Below are 15914 nucleotides of genomic sequence, written 5' to 3'. Positions count from 1 at the left end.
ACCTTTATTCTTCTTCAGATTCAAAGATTATCATATCTTTAGTATTTATTTTCTTGCTTGCTTTTACTTCTCCATTTGGATTTGCCTTAATTTTTTTTGTATAATATTTGCTAGATGATTTTTTGTTATCGTGATCTTTACTAGATTTTTTTGCTACTCTGCTATTATTTTTGTCCTTTCTCTTTTTATCAGTTCTTGTTTTTTGAGCAACATAAACTTCGTTATTATTTAATTCTAGATTTGTACTTCTTATTGATTTTATCAAATCAATTATAAAACATGTGAATATTCCAACTAGAGCACTAGTTCCTAAAAACACAGCTATCCAAGTTAAGTCAAGCCCATGTGGACTTGTAAATATATTTAATGAATATATTAATAAAAGAATAGAAATAATTCCTAAAGCAAAAGAAGGAAAAAATTTCACTATTTTTCTCTTTGATAAAAAGTGAATAAGGATAGTAATTATTATATTCATCGCTACTATTACTGGTAATATATTTAATTTTGATGAATATTGTGCGATAAGATTAAGTAATCCTGTCATTTAAACTCCTTATTTGTTTGAATTCTTGTTATTTCATAAGAATCACCATTTATATCCAGTATAAAAAAACCATAATTATTATCTCTTGGTAAACTAATTGAACCTGGATTTAAGATTCTTATATCATTTTTAATTGTATTTACACACTGATGGGTATGTCCGAATATAGCAATTTGGCAGGATAATTCCTTTGCACGTTTTAATATTTCATTATCTGTATAATATACATTGTAAGTATGTCCGTGAGTGATAAAAATTCTTATATTTTCTATTTCCACCACTTTTTCATAAGGTGCATCTGATAAATAATCATTATTTCCTTTGACAAACTCGTAATTAATATCTGTTTCATAATGAATATTTTCTACATCTGATGCACCATCCCCTGCATGTAGTAATAATTTTATATCTTCGTGGTCTAATAAATAGTCACTAATAGGCGAATAAAAACCGTGAGTATCACTAGTTACCAAAACTTTCATTTATTTAACCTATATAAATATTCTTTAAACTCTTCAAAAGCTTTGCCTCTATGAGATATTTGGTTTATTTCATCCTTAGTCATTTCTCCTAAAGTTTTTGTTGAGCCTTCTGGCATAAATATTTGATCATATCCAAATTCATAATCCCCAATTTCTTCTTTAGTTATAGTACCAGGAAGTTTTCCAGAAAAATAGTGATCATTGCCATCTTTATCTATAAAGCATAAAACCGTTTGAAAATACGCATTACGATCAGATTTTTCTGAAAGTTCAGCTAAAAGCTTGTCCCTATTTTCCTTATAGCTAGGATTTTCACTAGCATATCTATGAGAATAAACTCCAGGTTTGCCATCCAAGGCATTTACAAATAAACCAGTGTCATCAGCTATAGTCGGTTTACTTATTAAATCATAAAGAACTTTTGCTTTTTTGTATGCATTCCCCTTTAAATCTGGAGCATCTTCATCCACTTCAAAATTTTTAATATTATAGTCTTCAGGTGTCTTAATATCAACATCTTTTAATATTAATTTTACCTGTTTAACTTTATCTATATTTCCACTTGCAAATACTAATTCCATATTATCTCCTAGAAATATGATAACATTTTACAAAAAGTCTTTCAATAAATTAATTTTAGTCAACTATTTCATTGTTACTTATAAAATCTTCTTCAAGACTTTCCACATTAGCTCCACTTTGTTGGTCCAATGATATTAATGATGTTGGATTTGGAGTTTGTATTGAAAAGAAAGGAATTTTTTCTATTGTTCCATCGACAATTTTATGAAATAAAATCTCATCAGTGGTTTGGATTATCATATAATTTCCATTTTCAAGAACTAAATAGTCTTTTTCTTGGGCGTTTATATTTCTAACCTGATCTCTCGTTATAATGGTTTGTACAGAAGAATTTTCCTCAACATAGTTTCTTATTGGTATCTGACTAGATGTTCTTTGTTGACCTTCTTTTGTATAAAGAGATGTCTGTATTGTCCAAATACCATTATCTCTTACTAAGCCAAAATCTGATGTGTCAATTATTATTTTTTCCGGATTAATATCTGAAACCTTACTGGCAGCTTCGTTTATAACCATTTCTTCAAATTGTTCACTGGCGTCTTCTTCTCCTGTAAATTCATCTATATTTACAAGTTTATTAGATTCAAGATCTCCTGTTCTTAATACCCCATACTTATTTATTGTGTTATTTGAGATATCTGTATTATAAGAAAATGATATATAGTTCATATCCGCAAAATTAATTCTTATATCTTTTGAGAAATCTTTAAAGCTATATTTATCTATATTTTCTTGCTTATTCATTTCATTTTCTATTCTAGCTGGATAAGCTTCTATATTGTCATACAAACCGGTTACTTTGCTTTTTAAAGATCTTACTTTCCAATATTCATTTTGCCCTCTTAGGAAAATATCTTTTGATTTTTTTACAATTGCTTCTCCATCAGGATTTATTTTTACAAAGTATGTGTAATAGTCATAATCTTGCTTGCCATTGTTAGAATCCGTTCTTTCCCTTACACCTAATAGTAAAGCTGTATCCTCATTCGCTTCGTCATCTTCATTTGTATCTATTCTCTCCTTGCTAGCTAAGGCTGTATATTTATCGATGATTTCTTGGTCTACATTTTTTGCAAGTTTTGATAAATAGACTATTTTATCATCTACTATAAAAAATATCTCATCTTCACTTCTTATTACAAAATCTCTAGCAAAAAACTGACCCTGAGTTGCATTTACAACTACAGCCGATTCATTTTTATCTATTTTTTCAAAGTCATAGCCTCTATTGGCTAGATATTCATATAAATTTACATATTTTGATGTAAATGTAGGCGGAAATGCATATTCGTCATCCATTGCCACTAAATTTTTATCAATATACAGTTTTGATCCTATATCTGGTGCTTGGCCATTTGTATTATCTGTAATATCCTCTACTTTACTAACTTGCCATGTTCCTTCCAAAACAGGATTTGCTAGCTCTGGAGTTTGTATCAAATCACTTAAATCTTGGGATTTGGAATTTGAACAAGCAGTTAAAAATATTACAAATAAAAATCCCAATAAGTACTTAATCTTTTTTGTCATCATCTAACCTCGGTATTTCTACAATAACTGATGTACCTGAGCCGTACTTACTTTTTATAATTAATTTTCCATAATGTCCTTTAATTATTTCTTCACAAATAGATAAACCTAAACCTGTTTGAGATTTGGATGAGCTTCCCTTATAAAACTTACTAGATACAAAAGCTATCTCATCTTCCTTTATTCCTTCACCATTGTCTTTTACAGTTACTGATACATTATCGTCAATCTGATCTATTAGTATATCTATTTTGCCACCTTCACTTGTAAATTTAATTGCATTATCTATAATATTTATAAAAACTTCTTTCATACGATTTTTATCAGCATAAACCATTATAGACTTATATATACTAGTAAAAGTGAACTCTATCCCTTCATTTATAGCTCTTGGTGCTAATTGTGTATGAACTTGTTTTACTAGTTCGATAATATCAATTTTATCTTTATCGTATTTGAAATTACTAGATTGTAGTCTAGAAAAGTCAAGCAAGTCCTCAACCATCATTGAAAGTCTGTCGCCTTCACTTTCGATAATTGAAAGCCCTTGATTAAGCATATCAGCATTTTGCTGGATGTCCTTAGATTGAAGGGTAATAGCCCAGCCTTTGATAGATGTTAAAGGTGTTCTTAATTCATGAGATACAGACGAAATAAATTCGTTTTTCATATCTTCTCTTTTTACAATGCTATCACTCATAAAATTAATTGTAGAAGCCAGTTCAGATAATTCGTCTTTACCTTTAACTTCCGCTTTTTGCTTAAAGTCACCTGCAGCAAGTTTTTCAGATACATTTATTAAATCCAATATAGGAGCTATAACTCGCCTGGATGCTATAAGTGATACAAAAAAAGCAAGGATACTTACAATAGTACCAAATATTATGTAAAAATACATATCTTTTCTTATCTTATAATTTACCTTTGTCATAGAAGATGTTAGTCTTAATATACCTGCTTGATTATCGTTAGAATTTAGAGGATAAGATAGAGAAATTATTTCTTCGTTAGTGAGTTCATTGCGACTTTTATAAGTACTTTGCTTGCCTTCTCTAGCTTCATTTACATCAGATTTTCCAAGCTTTGTTCCAACCTGATTGCTCGCTTGAGAATCAAAAAGAACTACTCCGGAATTATCCAAAATTTGTACCTGAGTTTCATTATTTCTATAAAATGCATTCTTATCACCAATAATAATTTCTGATAAATCATATCTATTCATATAAGTATTAAATTGTAATTGACTAATTCTTGCTTGATTTTGCATTGATCCAATCAGTGCTGATTCATAGTAATTTCTAATACTGTTATAGGCAAATATTTCAAAACCTATAACTACTGTAACTACAAATAGCATAATTATCCTAATAATGGTTTGTCTGTAAGAATTATTTGCTTTTAATAACTTATTTTTTCTTTCTACTTCCATCTATAACCTGTGCCCCATACCGTTTCTATAAATTGAGGTTTTGCTGGATCTTCTTCTATTTTGGCTCTTATTCTTCTTATATTTACATCAACAATTTTTGTATCATTGCTATAATTTTCACCCCAAGTTTGTTCCATAATTTCATCACGAGTCATTGCCTTTCCCTTATTTTGTATGAAATTTTTAAGGATAGCAAATTCAGTTGGTGTAACATCTATTTCATTTTGATTTTTATAAAAACTTTTAGAGTATAGGTCTAAGGTAAATGGACCATCTGAAAGTGTATTGGTATCTTTATTTTCTTTTTCAACTGTACTTAAATTTACTCTACGCATAAGTGACCTTACTCTTAAAATCAATTCTTGAGGATTAAATGGTTTTATTATATAATCATCTGCTCCACGTTCTAACCCCAATATCTTATCTATATCTTGCGACTTAGCTGAAACCATAATTATCCCAGTTCTAGGAGACTTTTCGCGTATGGCTTCACATACATCAAAACCACTTATCCCAGGTAGCATAACATCTAATATAGCTACTGCTGGATCTTCTTCTTCAAATACTCTTATGGCTTCTTCACCTGAGGCAGCTTCTACAGTTTGATAGCCTTGGTATTCTAAATTTATCTTCATAAATTGTCTTATAGCGTCTTCATCATCTAGGATTAGAACCTTATTATTTTCCATTATTTATCCTTTCAAAAGCAATTTTCCCTGCACCGATTACACCTGAATCATTCAAAAATTTAGCTGGTAAAATGTCTATACTTTCAGTTTTATTGCAAACTTCCTTAAACTTTTCAATCATACCATCCCACCAAATTTCCTTTGAATTAATAACTCCTCCACCAATAATTATTGCTGAGGGATCAAATATATTTCTAAGACTAGTTAAAAAATAAGCTAGATCAGCTTGGTAGTTTTCCAAAACTTTTTGAGCTGCAAGATCCTTGGATACATTCTTTAATATATCTTCACCCGATAAAACTTGACCAGTTAGTTTTTCATAAGCTTTAACAAGAGCACTTCCTGCACAATATGCTTCCACACATCCATATTGACCACAAGTGCAATAATCTCCACCTGGATGTAAGATTATATGTCCTAGTTCTGCTCCTTGAAAATGAGATCCTGAAAGTAATCCAGATTTTTCATTATAAACTGCACCACCAACTCCAGTGCCAAGGGTAACCATAACTATATCTTCATAATTTTTGCCAGTACCTAGCCATTTTTCTGCTAAAAGAGCAATATTTGCATCATTTTCTACAAAAACTGGTATATCAACAAATTCTTCTACAGCATGTTTTAAATTTAAACCTGTCCAACCTTCTATATTACCAGCAAATGTTATTATTCCATTTTCTGCATCTATAAATCCAGGCGTGCCTATACCTATAGCGATAGCATCTTTATAGTCTAATTTCATAATTGATTTTTTTATATTTGATAAAACTGTGTCTTTACCCCTTTTAGCTTGAGTTTCTACATTTGATCTTTGTAAAATATCTCCATTTTTATTTATTAGACAGGCATTTATTTTTGTTCCACCAAGGTCTATCCCTATTACTTTATCCATTTTTTTACCTATAAATCAAAAACTTGACCCTTTAATTTTTCTATATCACTTGTTTTCTTAGATATAAAAGTTTTATCTTTTAAATATCCTAATTTTTCTATATTATTAAATTTCAATTTGTAAGCTAATAATACTTGGTTATTTATTTTAAATTTATCATTTAATAGTTTGTTAGTCTTCTTATCTCCATATTTTCTGTCACCTATAATAGGAGTATTGTTTTTGCCTAAGGAAAATCTTATCTGATGGGTTTTACCTGTAATCAGCTTACATTCTAATAAAGTATATTTGCCATTTGTTTCAATTGACTTAAAGTGAGTGATTATTCTCGAACCATCTTTAGAACTTTTTATCTTATTCTTATTTTCATTTTTACTTATTGTTGTATCAATAGTAAAGTCATCGGTTATTTCACCTTTAACAATTGTTAGATAATACTTCTCAATTTCACTTTCTCTAATAGCTTTATTTAAAGATCGAAGAGCATTCGCATTTTTCGCCCCTATTACTAAACCAGCAGTATTTCTATCAAGTCTATTTACTACAGCCGGATTAAAAGTTTTTACACTTTTATCTACTTGCTTAGTTTTATATAAGTAAGAAAGCATATTATCAACCAAATTATTTCCATAGTCTGCTTTACTTGTTGAGTGAGTCAATAGTCCGCTTTCCTTATCCATTATTATAATATTTTTATCTTCAAAAACTATATCAAGATCAAAGTCTGTCGGTTTAAAATCAGTTCTTGTAAGCCATTTATTATAATTATCGTCTGATATATACATTTTTATTCTATCATTTTCATAAACATATGTATCAGCCTTGGCACGTTTATCATTTATTTTAAAGTTCTTCTTACGGATATTTTTTTGTATAACTGACAAGGGTGCATTTTCAAAGTACTTTCTTAAAAATCTATCAAATCTTTGGTTAGCATCATTTTTTGTAATAACTATTTCTATCATATTAATATGTTTTATTTACATAAGAATCAATTAATGATTGTCTTTCTTCTTCATCAAAAACTTTGTGTTCTCTTAATTTTTGTAAAATCACTTTATTTTTAGAGTGAAGTATAGCCTGTTGCATGGACTTGACATGGATTTCAAAAATTTCTCCTTTTAACCTATTAGACTTTAAAATTATGTAATAACTTTCTATATTTTTATAGTCAATAATCTCTAAAAATCTAAGAGTAGCTATATCTTTTAGGTAGTAATAATTTTCCCTTTGATTTATACGTTTAACATATTGTTTCTTCTTTTTGGGATTGTGAATTATTTTTTGAGCTTCTAAATTTGATTTTTTAGCCAAGAGATTGTAATAATGATAATTATATAAGGCTTCTCTTGTACTTTTAATAGATGTAAAAGGTTTGAGATTAAGTTTGTCTAAAAAAGCTAGATTGGCGGATAGGAATGTTTCCTTATCTACCTTTGATTCTTCCAATAAATCTATGGATTCCTTTCTGAAAGTTTCAAATAGCTCCAATTTTTCATTTTCATTCATCATAATTAAAAAACCGCCTCTAAGAGACGGTCAAACACCATTATATTATTCAACTTCAATTATATTAGCTTTAGTTGATTCAGGGATATCGTCTTTTGACCAGTTTAATCCAAGATAGATGTCAGCTTTTGCATATTCAGAAAGTTCATTTAGTTCATTTGTTAATTTTTCTAAATTTTCGCTATCTAAATCAAGTATATCATAGATTCCATCAACATAAACTTTTCCAATATCGTAGTCACGAGCTAATATACCAGCAATAAATCCTTTTAGTGAGCATATACAGCAAATACCATAAGATTTTGCATTAATTACTCTTACCTTGTGATCTAAAATTCTAGTTTTATCATCATCAGTGTTGACAAAAACAATATTGTTTAAATTATTTTCTTTATCTTTATTAGCTTTATCTACAAGATATTGTGTTTTTCCTGTTCCTGATTGTCCTAGTACATAATAAATCATTCTTATACCCCCTTGATTTTATCAAAAATTATACGTTCGGATTTATCTCCTTGGATATATCCGTTTTTATTCATAGTTTCAATGATTTCATCTCTTATTAGCCACCAAGAAGTATCCCGGTTACAAAAACATGTTTCTTCTTGTGGTGCTCTACCTACAAGTCTTTGGACAGCTATATCTGGATTAATTGTTCTTAAAAATTCTATTACATTTACTTCATAGTCGTTTTTGCTTGGCATTTCAAATTCATTATTCTCATACATTTGATAAAGTTTTGTATCTTTTATTATAAATAATGAATGAATCTTAACTTCTTTTATATTTAAAGCATTTATAATTCTAGCAGTTTGCCTAACATCTTTTATATCATCCCATGGTAGGGACAAGATTACATGCGTACATATTCTAAAATTATATCTATTTATCAAATTGCATGCATATATAAAATCAGCTAAGTCCTCACCTCTATTTAAAATTTCCAAGGTCCTATAATTTGAAGTCTGTAATCCTAATTCAAAAACAATATCTTTGTCAGTTTCAATTGACCATTCTTCTAAAAATATTAGTTTATCTTCTGTTATACAATCAGATCTGGTTGAAATAGAAACTGCTACTATATAATCCTTGTCACAAGCACTAATAACTTGTTTAAATTCCTCCAAAGACATATAAGTATTGGTGAAATTTTGAAAATATGCAATAAACTTTTTTGCTTTATACCTAGAGCCTATATAATCTTTATTTTTTTCTAATTGCTCATCTACAGTCATATATGAAGGTAGATTTTCAAAGCTCCCTCCACTCTCTCCACAAAATATGCAGCCGCCATAACAAGTTGCTCCATCTCTATTTGGACAAGTTAGTGAAAGTTTTACTGGCAATTTATAAACCTTTTGCCCGTAGGTATCTTTATAGTACTGGCTAATTGAATAATAAGGATTATTCATCTAGTGTATCATTATCCTCTATTACTTGTTCATCATCAGCAAAATGTTCGATGTCATTATCATAATCATCTACAAGTTTATCTAATGATTCGTCATCCCAATAGTGAGTAAATAAATGGAATACTTTATCCAATTCTTCTTCATCATCTACAACTTTTAAATCTATTTCATCATTTTCAAAAGAATCTTCATAATAGAAAATATAAATTTCATTAGATTCACTAGAAATAAGTGCTACATAGTCTGTTCCGTCTACCGAAAAAACATCTACTAAGTAGCATTCGTCAGATACTTCTCCTAAGTCTATTTCAATAACAGCTTTACCGCTATTTTTTTGAAATTCTAATTCATGTCCATGAAGTTCAATTTTTTCTGTCATATTAGCTCCTTATTTTAATATGTGTTAATACGTTATCTATAACATTTATAACAGCAATTATATCTGCTAAATCTGTAAAAAACGTATTATCATCTCTTTGTTTATATTCTACCCCTAATGATACAATCTTAACATCTAAGTCAAAAAATATCATGCTGGAGTCCAGTGAATATTGAGTTTTAACTACTTCTAACTGATCACCGGTCAATTCTTCATAGGATTTGGTAAATATTTCTGTAAGACTAGTGTCAGAATTTTTCCATCTAGGTAAGCTTAATCCTGTTAAGGCTTTACTATTACTTATACTTGCTGCAGTCTTAACTTTTTCTAACATCTCATTCATGCTTTCTTCTGATAGAGATCTTAATACGATTATAAAGTTTATATAATCTTCAAATGTCCTTACCGTAGATAAATTTAAAGAGCTTATCAATTGATTGTTATTTGAATTTACTGCATAAGCACCAGTAGGTATTAATTCTACAAATGATGATAGGTAGCTAAATGACGCATCAGATATGGGATTTATATTTGAAACAGTTATTTCACTTAAATCAATATCCATATCCGGCTCATATTTCAGATTCTTTTCTATGTATTCATTTTTATAAAGTTTGAATGTATTAATTAATTCATTTTCATATTGGCAATTTATTGCAAAATCTACACTGGCAAAATTAGGTATATAATCGTATCTATCTCCACCTTGAAGTTTTAATATATCTAAATCTACTTTAGATTTTATTTTTCTAACCAAACCCATTGTAGCTTTAATAGAGTTAACTCTAACCTTATCTAAGTCTTCACCAGTATGTCCACCTATTAGATTATTCAAAGATAATCTAAAGGTTTTAAAAGAATATTCCAGTTCTTTTCTAAGAACTGGAACTTTTATATTTAATAAATTTAGAGCACTGAATTCATCAGCTATACATCTTGATTGATGTAGATTAAGGTTAATAACATTATCAGATCTAATTATATCTTTTAAACTACTGTAATTTTTTATATCTTTTTGTATATTATTATTAGTGATTAATACATCAAAATCATTTGTAGATAAATCCAAAAGAGCTGCTATAACAAAAATAGCATTAAATAAATATATATTTTTGCCTGCTATAATCCTCGCTCCATCGTTTTGATCCAATTCCAAATTTTTATGCAAAAAATTGGAATCAGTATTTAGATGAATGATAGCCTTTGGTGACACACCTTTTTTTATATAGTAAGAATCTAATAAGTCTATGACTTCATAATTGTGGTCATTGGCTTTTTCTAATATAAACTTATTTACTAGATCTGTAGATGTTTCTACATCTGCATATCCCATAGTATGCTCAATATTATATTTTAGATTACTATTTAAATTATCATAATCCATAAGCTTTGCCTAGTAGAATTTTTTAACCTCAGCATTTTTTGCTAATTTATTTACTAATTCTACATATACTTCTTGTCTTTTTATCATCTCATAAGTTGATCTAACTTGATCTTTAATTTCTTCAAAGCTAGTATTTTTTTCTTTTTTATCATCTAATTTTATTAGGTGGTAGCCAAATTGTGTTTTAACTGGTTTTGAAATTTCTCCCACTTCCATAGAATCAAGTCCTTCTTGGAATTCTTTTACCATAACACCCTTAGGAAATGTTCCTAATTGTCCACCATTATTAGCTGATGGATCCTTAGAATATTCTTCAGCTGCTTTAGCAAAATCTAGACCTTCATTTATTTCTTCATAAATTTTATTTGCTTGTTCTAAATCTTCTATCAAAATATGACTAGCTGTGTATGTTACCGGTGAGAATAATGATTCTTTATTTTTTTCATAATATTCTTTTAATTCATCATCTGATATTTCTATATTATCAAAAAGTTTATGCATAGCATAATTTTTAAGCATATTATCTTTTACAGTTTCTAGTTCTTCAATAAACTCATCATCTTGATCATACTTTTGTTCTTTAGCATCTTTTAAAATTAGTTCTTGGTTGATGAGTTCATCTGTAAGAACGTGAATACCTTCTTCGTTATTGAATCTTTCACTATCTTGCATACCTTGCATTAATTCATATACATCGCTTAAAAATATTTGTTTACCATTTACTTCTGCTAATAATTTATTTTCTGTCATTATATCCTCTTTACTAATTCTATTCTGTTATCAAAAATTTTGATATCATTGTTCTTATATAATCTTCCAATAGCACGTTTAAAGCTTGATTTACTCATGCCAAATATTTTGTTGATTTTTGATGGACTAGATTTGTCTGATAAATAAGCTAAGCCACCATTTTCATAAAGATAATCTAGTATTTTATCACTATCATTATCTATTTCTAGATAGGCTCTTTGCCTTAAAGATAGCTCTATCTTACCATCATCTTTTACTTCTTTTACCCTAGCATGTACCAATTCACCTTCAACAAAAACTCCTTTAAGCTCATCTATTCTTAAAAGTGAGTCGTACTTGTTATCTATTGCTACAAAAGCTCCTATAGATTTATTTATAGAATAAATTCTGCCACTAACTTCATCATTTTCATGAAAATCATGGTCTGTAGTTAATAAATCTCTAATCTTCGAGGTAAGATAAATTTCCCCATTGCTATCAACTTTAAAGGCTACAGGATAAGTCATATCTAAAATAACTCTATATGTTCTTTCAGAAAAAGGCATAAATATATGATTTTTATTTGGCATTTGAAAATATACACCCTTTTTGTCTATCTTAACCGCTTTTAGCTCATAGACTTTATTAATTTCATAAGGAAAATCTGTAGCCGCTCTTAAAACATTATTTAAGTCTTGATAAATATAAGCTTTTACACGATCACCCTGGTTTTTATCCTTGACTTCATTTTTGTCAATAACAGCATCTCCAAATTTAGTTGCTAAATATGCCTTATTTTTATTAAATCTTTTTATTTTAAATTCTTTAATAATTATCTCCTAACCTAACTCTTTTGTTGTAAATCCTTCCCCAAAGACTTCTGAAATAGTATGTGTAAATATAAATGCTTTATCATCTGTTTCTAGAATATCTTCTCTAATTAAAGGATATCTTCTATTAGTAGATATTGTAAGTATTAATTTTTTTTCTCTACCAGTAAAGCCACCCTCTGCATGAAGTAAAGTTACCCCTCTACGGTATTTATTAATTAATAGTTCATTTATTTCTTCATATTTATCACTTATAACAAATATTGCAATTTTTCTACCAAGACCTTGTATAACATTATTTAAGGCCATGTCTTGAATCATAATTACTAATATTGCATATAATGATTTTTCAAATCCAATTACAAAAATCGAAAAGATAATTACTATAAAATCTGTTGCAAATAAACTTATATGTATAGGTATATTTGTGTACTTATTAATTATGGTAGCTATAACATCAGTACTTCCTGTAGATCCTCCGTTATAGAATATAAGTCCCATACCAAGTGATATTATCAAAGGACCAAAAACAGCGTTAAGAATTATATCATCTGTTAATATAGTATTAGGAAAAATTTTTTCTAAAAGTATCAAGGATATTGATACAGTTGCAGCTGATAATATCGATCTTTTTACAAACTTTACACTTATAAAAATAGCACCAAGAGTTAATACAATAGCATTTAAGATTAAGTTTATTGTACCAACATTAAAACCAAATAAATTTGAAAGTATAAGAGCAATCCCCGAAATACCTCCTGCCGCTATATTATGTTGTAGAAGGAAGAAATATACTCCAACTGCAAATAATATAGATCCTACAAAAATACTGATATTCTTTTTCATACATTACCTCCAATTGACAATAAAAGCTTACCATAGATCACTCTTAAATTCAATTGACACATAAAAAAGAAGGCATAAAGCCCTCTTTAAAGCCAAGTTGGAATAAAAGTGTTGAAATCATCATAGATTTTTAAAAGGTCATCTATTTCTTCTTTATTATATGCACACTTATCACTGTCTCTATATTCTACAATATCATACAAGATATTATAAGCGGCATATAAAGCTAACAGTCTATAAAACTTAACCGGAACTTTTGTTTCTTTAAAGTAGCTGTCAAAACATCCTTTTACAAATTCTTCAGATTCTAATGCAAAATAATTTATTCTTGCAAAATCATACACTCTATCTCCAACCTTATTAAAATCTAAACCAAAGATACTTATTTTTCCGTTTTCATCTATAAGAATATTTTCATAGTTTAATTTATTAAAAATATATCTTTGATTGACATTTTTTGTAAGGTGTTTATTTGCATTTATATAATCTATTAAAATATAGTCATCATCGCCTATATATTCATTTACTCCATGCATATAAAAAAGATAGTTGGCTCTAGTATTAAATATCTCAAACCAATTTACTTTTTCATCTATTGGAATACCATGAACTTTTTTAAGAATCTTTCCAAACTTAAAACCCAAATCATAGTTATCTTTTTTGCTATGATTTTTTAAATAATCATAAAGATTAGTTATTTTATTTAACTTACTTACTTGATATATATTATTTTGATCAAGTTGACCTTTTTCTAATATATCTTCCTTATTTAACCCCAGAGTCTCAATTTTTGGATAAGTATCATTATCATATAAATTTACAACAAATTTTTGATTTTCTGTCATAACCCTATACCTATCATGATTAATGAAATTTATTTCTTTTATTTTAATACCATTATTTTTAAAATAATTTATATTTTTAATTTGATTTTTAATATAAACTGGCATTTGATCAATTGTGTTTTTTTACCTTTTCTTCTACTTCTTCAGGGCTTTCAATATCTAATAGAGCATTTGCAAATTCTTCTTCCTCTTTTTGACTAGATTTTATAATAGTATCCTTAACTTCTGCAATTTTTGCAGAAGACGCTGAAAATTCATCTAGACCTAATCCTAAAAGTAATTTTGTAGCTTGAGTATCAGATGCAAATTGCCCACACATACCTGTCCATTTGCCTGCCTTGTGAGATTCATCAATTACACGTTTGATAGCTCTTAAAACAGCTGGATTATAATTTGAATATAATTCTGATATATTTTCATTACCTCTATCAACTGCAAGAGTATATTGTGATAAATCGTTAGTACCTATTGAAAAGAAATCAACATATTTTATAAATTTATCAGCCATAAATACTGATGCTGGTGTTTCGATCATAATTCCAACTTCTAGGTCTTTGTTATAATCTACTCCATTTTCATCAAATTCTTTTTTAATTTCATCTATTAATTCCAATGTTCTTTTAAATTCTGTAATATTAATAATCATTGGAATCATTATTTTTAGATTACCAAATGCAGATGCTCTCATCAAAGCTTTTAGCTGTGTTATAAATATATCTTCGCGATCTAAGCAAAGTCTGATAGCTCTATATCCTAAAAAAGGATTGTCTTCTACTGGAAAGTTGAAATAATCTAGTCCCTTATCTCCACCAATATCTAAAGTTCTAATTATAAGTGGTTTTTCGCCTAGCATTTGTGTGGCTTCTTTATATACTTCAAATTGTTCTTCTTCTGTTGGAAAGTGATCACTTTCCATATATAAAAGCTCAGTTCTAAATAATCCTACACCATCACAGCCGTTATTGATGGCAATTTTCAAGTCCTCTATGTTTCCTATATTTGCAGAAACTTCTACCTTTTTGCCATCACTTGTAATCGCTTCTTTATCTTTTACTTCTTGTAATCTCTCACGTTTTTCTTTTTGCTCTTTTACTTTTATTTCATATTCAGCAATTAAATCATCGCTAGGATCAAGAATTATTATTCCTTCATCACCATCAATTATAGCTTTTTCTCCACCCTTTACTTTGCTTGATATATCTTGCATACCTACTAAGGCAGGAATATCTAATGTTTGAGCAATTATTGATGTGTGACTAGTTTTTCCACCCAAATCAGTTGCAAATCCAATAACATTTTCTTTATTCATATTAGAAGTATCAGATGGTGTTAGTTCTTTTGAAATAACTATGGATCCTTTTTCAATTAATGATAAGTCTTTTGGTTTAATTCCTTTTAGTTTATACATTAATTGGTATCCTATATCCTTGTAGTCACTTGCACGTTCTTTTAAGTATTCGTCATCAATTTGGCTCATTATTTCTACCATTTCATTAATTGTTTCATTAAGTGCAAGTTCTGAATTTTTAAATTCTTTGGCTATTTTTGCATCTATTGTATCTGAAAAATATGGATCTTGAAGTAATTCTTTATGTGCATTTGCAATATTTATCTGCGCTTCATTTGCACCATTTGTGTCATTTAATTCATTTATATAATCATCAATTGCAGCTTTTACACGTTTTTTTTCATCATCAACCATGCTTTCATCTATTTTAGAATCATCAACTACAACTTCTACTCTATTAAATAAATATATTGTACCAATGGCTATACCATTACTAGCCTTTATTCCCTTGTATTCAGTAGTCATTTTTAACCTTTCTTAA

General features: G+C 28.5%; 18 protein-coding genes. All 18 read right to left on the bottom strand.

Annotated features, from left to right (window positions below; all coding sequences use genetic code 11):
* Nucleotides 1-4 precede the first annotated feature (4 nt).
* The 18 genes from DY249_RS02770 to ptsP all read right to left on the bottom strand — a co-directional run bounded on the left by DY249_RS02770 (nucleotide 5) and on the right by ptsP (nucleotide 15898).
* Complete coding sequence (locus tag DY249_RS02770; RefSeq protein ID WP_101540013.1) at nucleotides 5-547, bottom strand: hypothetical protein; 543 nt, start codon at nucleotides 545-547, stop codon at nucleotides 5-7.
* The gene (locus tag DY249_RS02765; RefSeq protein ID WP_101540012.1) at nucleotides 544-1029 is read right to left on the bottom strand and encodes a YfcE family phosphodiesterase; all 486 of its coding nucleotides are present in this window, start codon (nucleotides 1027-1029) and stop codon (nucleotides 544-546) included. Before DY249_RS02765 ends, DY249_RS02770 begins: the two co-directional genes overlap by 4 nt.
* Nucleotides 1026-1610 (bottom strand): RdgB/HAM1 family non-canonical purine NTP pyrophosphatase, encoded by a 585-nt coding sequence (rdgB, locus tag DY249_RS02760; RefSeq protein ID WP_115595105.1) that lies wholly within the window; start codon nucleotides 1608-1610, stop codon nucleotides 1026-1028. The genes DY249_RS02765 and rdgB overlap by 4 nt, the downstream gene beginning before the upstream one ends.
* 55 nt (nucleotides 1611-1665) lie before the next feature.
* Nucleotides 1666-3144: a hypothetical protein gene (locus tag DY249_RS02755; RefSeq protein WP_115595104.1), complete on the bottom strand. Its 1479-nt coding sequence runs from the start codon at nucleotides 3142-3144 to the stop codon at nucleotides 1666-1668.
* Nucleotides 3125-4570, bottom strand: a complete 1446-nt coding sequence (locus DY249_RS02750; RefSeq protein ID WP_115595103.1) for a sensor histidine kinase — start codon at nucleotides 4568-4570, stop codon at nucleotides 3125-3127. The genes DY249_RS02755 and DY249_RS02750 overlap by 20 nt, the downstream gene beginning before the upstream one ends.
* Nucleotides 4561-5259 carry a response regulator transcription factor gene (locus tag DY249_RS02745; protein ID WP_101540008.1) on the bottom strand — a complete coding sequence of 233 codons (699 nt, stop codon included), beginning with the start codon at nucleotides 5257-5259 and terminating at the stop codon, nucleotides 4561-4563. The genes DY249_RS02750 and DY249_RS02745 overlap by 10 nt, the downstream gene beginning before the upstream one ends.
* Nucleotides 5249-6151, bottom strand: coding sequence for an ROK family protein (locus tag DY249_RS02740; RefSeq protein ID WP_101540007.1), 903 nt, complete (start codon nucleotides 6149-6151; stop codon nucleotides 5249-5251). The genes DY249_RS02745 and DY249_RS02740 overlap by 11 nt, the downstream gene beginning before the upstream one ends.
* An 8-nt stretch (nucleotides 6152-6159) precedes the next feature.
* Nucleotides 6160-7116, bottom strand: a complete 957-nt coding sequence (locus DY249_RS02735) for an RluA family pseudouridine synthase (RefSeq protein ID WP_115595102.1) — start codon at nucleotides 7114-7116, stop codon at nucleotides 6160-6162.
* 1 nt (nucleotide 7117) lies between these two features.
* Nucleotides 7118-7663: a DUF6648 family protein gene (locus tag DY249_RS02730; protein ID WP_101540005.1), complete on the bottom strand. Its 546-nt coding sequence runs from the start codon at nucleotides 7661-7663 to the stop codon at nucleotides 7118-7120.
* A 42-nt stretch (nucleotides 7664-7705) separates the two neighbouring features.
* Nucleotides 7706-8125 (bottom strand): hypothetical protein, encoded by a 420-nt coding sequence (locus tag DY249_RS02725; protein ID WP_101540004.1) that lies wholly within the window; start codon nucleotides 8123-8125, stop codon nucleotides 7706-7708.
* A 2-nt stretch (nucleotides 8126-8127) separates the two neighbouring features.
* Nucleotides 8128-9072: a tRNA modification radical SAM protein MnmL/YtqA gene (gene mnmL, locus DY249_RS02720; RefSeq protein WP_115595101.1), complete on the bottom strand. Its 945-nt coding sequence runs from the start codon at nucleotides 9070-9072 to the stop codon at nucleotides 8128-8130.
* Nucleotides 9065-9451 carry a DUF1292 domain-containing protein gene (locus tag DY249_RS02715; protein ID WP_115595100.1) on the bottom strand — a complete coding sequence of 129 codons (387 nt, stop codon included), beginning with the start codon at nucleotides 9449-9451 and terminating at the stop codon, nucleotides 9065-9067. The genes mnmL and DY249_RS02715 overlap by 8 nt, the downstream gene beginning before the upstream one ends.
* Nucleotide 9452: 1 nt before the next feature.
* Complete coding sequence (locus DY249_RS02710; protein WP_115595099.1) at nucleotides 9453-10835, bottom strand: zinc-binding metallopeptidase family protein; 1383 nt, start codon at nucleotides 10833-10835, stop codon at nucleotides 9453-9455.
* A gap of 9 nt (nucleotides 10836-10844) precedes the next feature.
* Complete coding sequence (locus DY249_RS02705; protein ID WP_115595098.1) at nucleotides 10845-11585, bottom strand: peptidylprolyl isomerase; 741 nt, start codon at nucleotides 11583-11585, stop codon at nucleotides 10845-10847.
* Nucleotides 11585-12154, bottom strand: coding sequence for a S1 RNA-binding domain-containing protein (locus tag DY249_RS02700; protein ID WP_245943491.1), 570 nt, complete (start codon nucleotides 12152-12154; stop codon nucleotides 11585-11587). The genes DY249_RS02705 and DY249_RS02700 overlap by 1 nt, the downstream gene beginning before the upstream one ends.
* A gap of 249 nt (nucleotides 12155-12403) precedes the next feature.
* Nucleotides 12404-13240, bottom strand: a complete 837-nt coding sequence (locus DY249_RS02695) for a YitT family protein (protein ID WP_101539999.1) — start codon at nucleotides 13238-13240, stop codon at nucleotides 12404-12406.
* An 86-nt stretch (nucleotides 13241-13326) separates the two neighbouring features.
* Complete coding sequence (locus tag DY249_RS02690) at nucleotides 13327-14190, bottom strand: phosphotransferase (protein WP_115595097.1); 864 nt, start codon at nucleotides 14188-14190, stop codon at nucleotides 13327-13329.
* A 4-nt stretch (nucleotides 14191-14194) separates the two neighbouring features.
* Entirely contained in the window at nucleotides 14195-15898 is a 1704-nt protein-coding gene (ptsP, locus tag DY249_RS02685) for a phosphoenolpyruvate--protein phosphotransferase (protein WP_115595096.1), read from the bottom strand.
* Nucleotides 15899-15914 lie beyond the last annotated feature (16 nt).

The sequence above is a fragment of the Anaerococcus octavius genome (assembly GCF_900445265.1).
GTDB lineage: Bacteria > Bacillota > Clostridia > Tissierellales > Peptoniphilaceae > Anaerococcus > Anaerococcus octavius.
The sequence above is the reverse complement of the archived record's forward strand: the minus strand, read 5'-3'. Positions and strand labels throughout refer to the sequence as shown.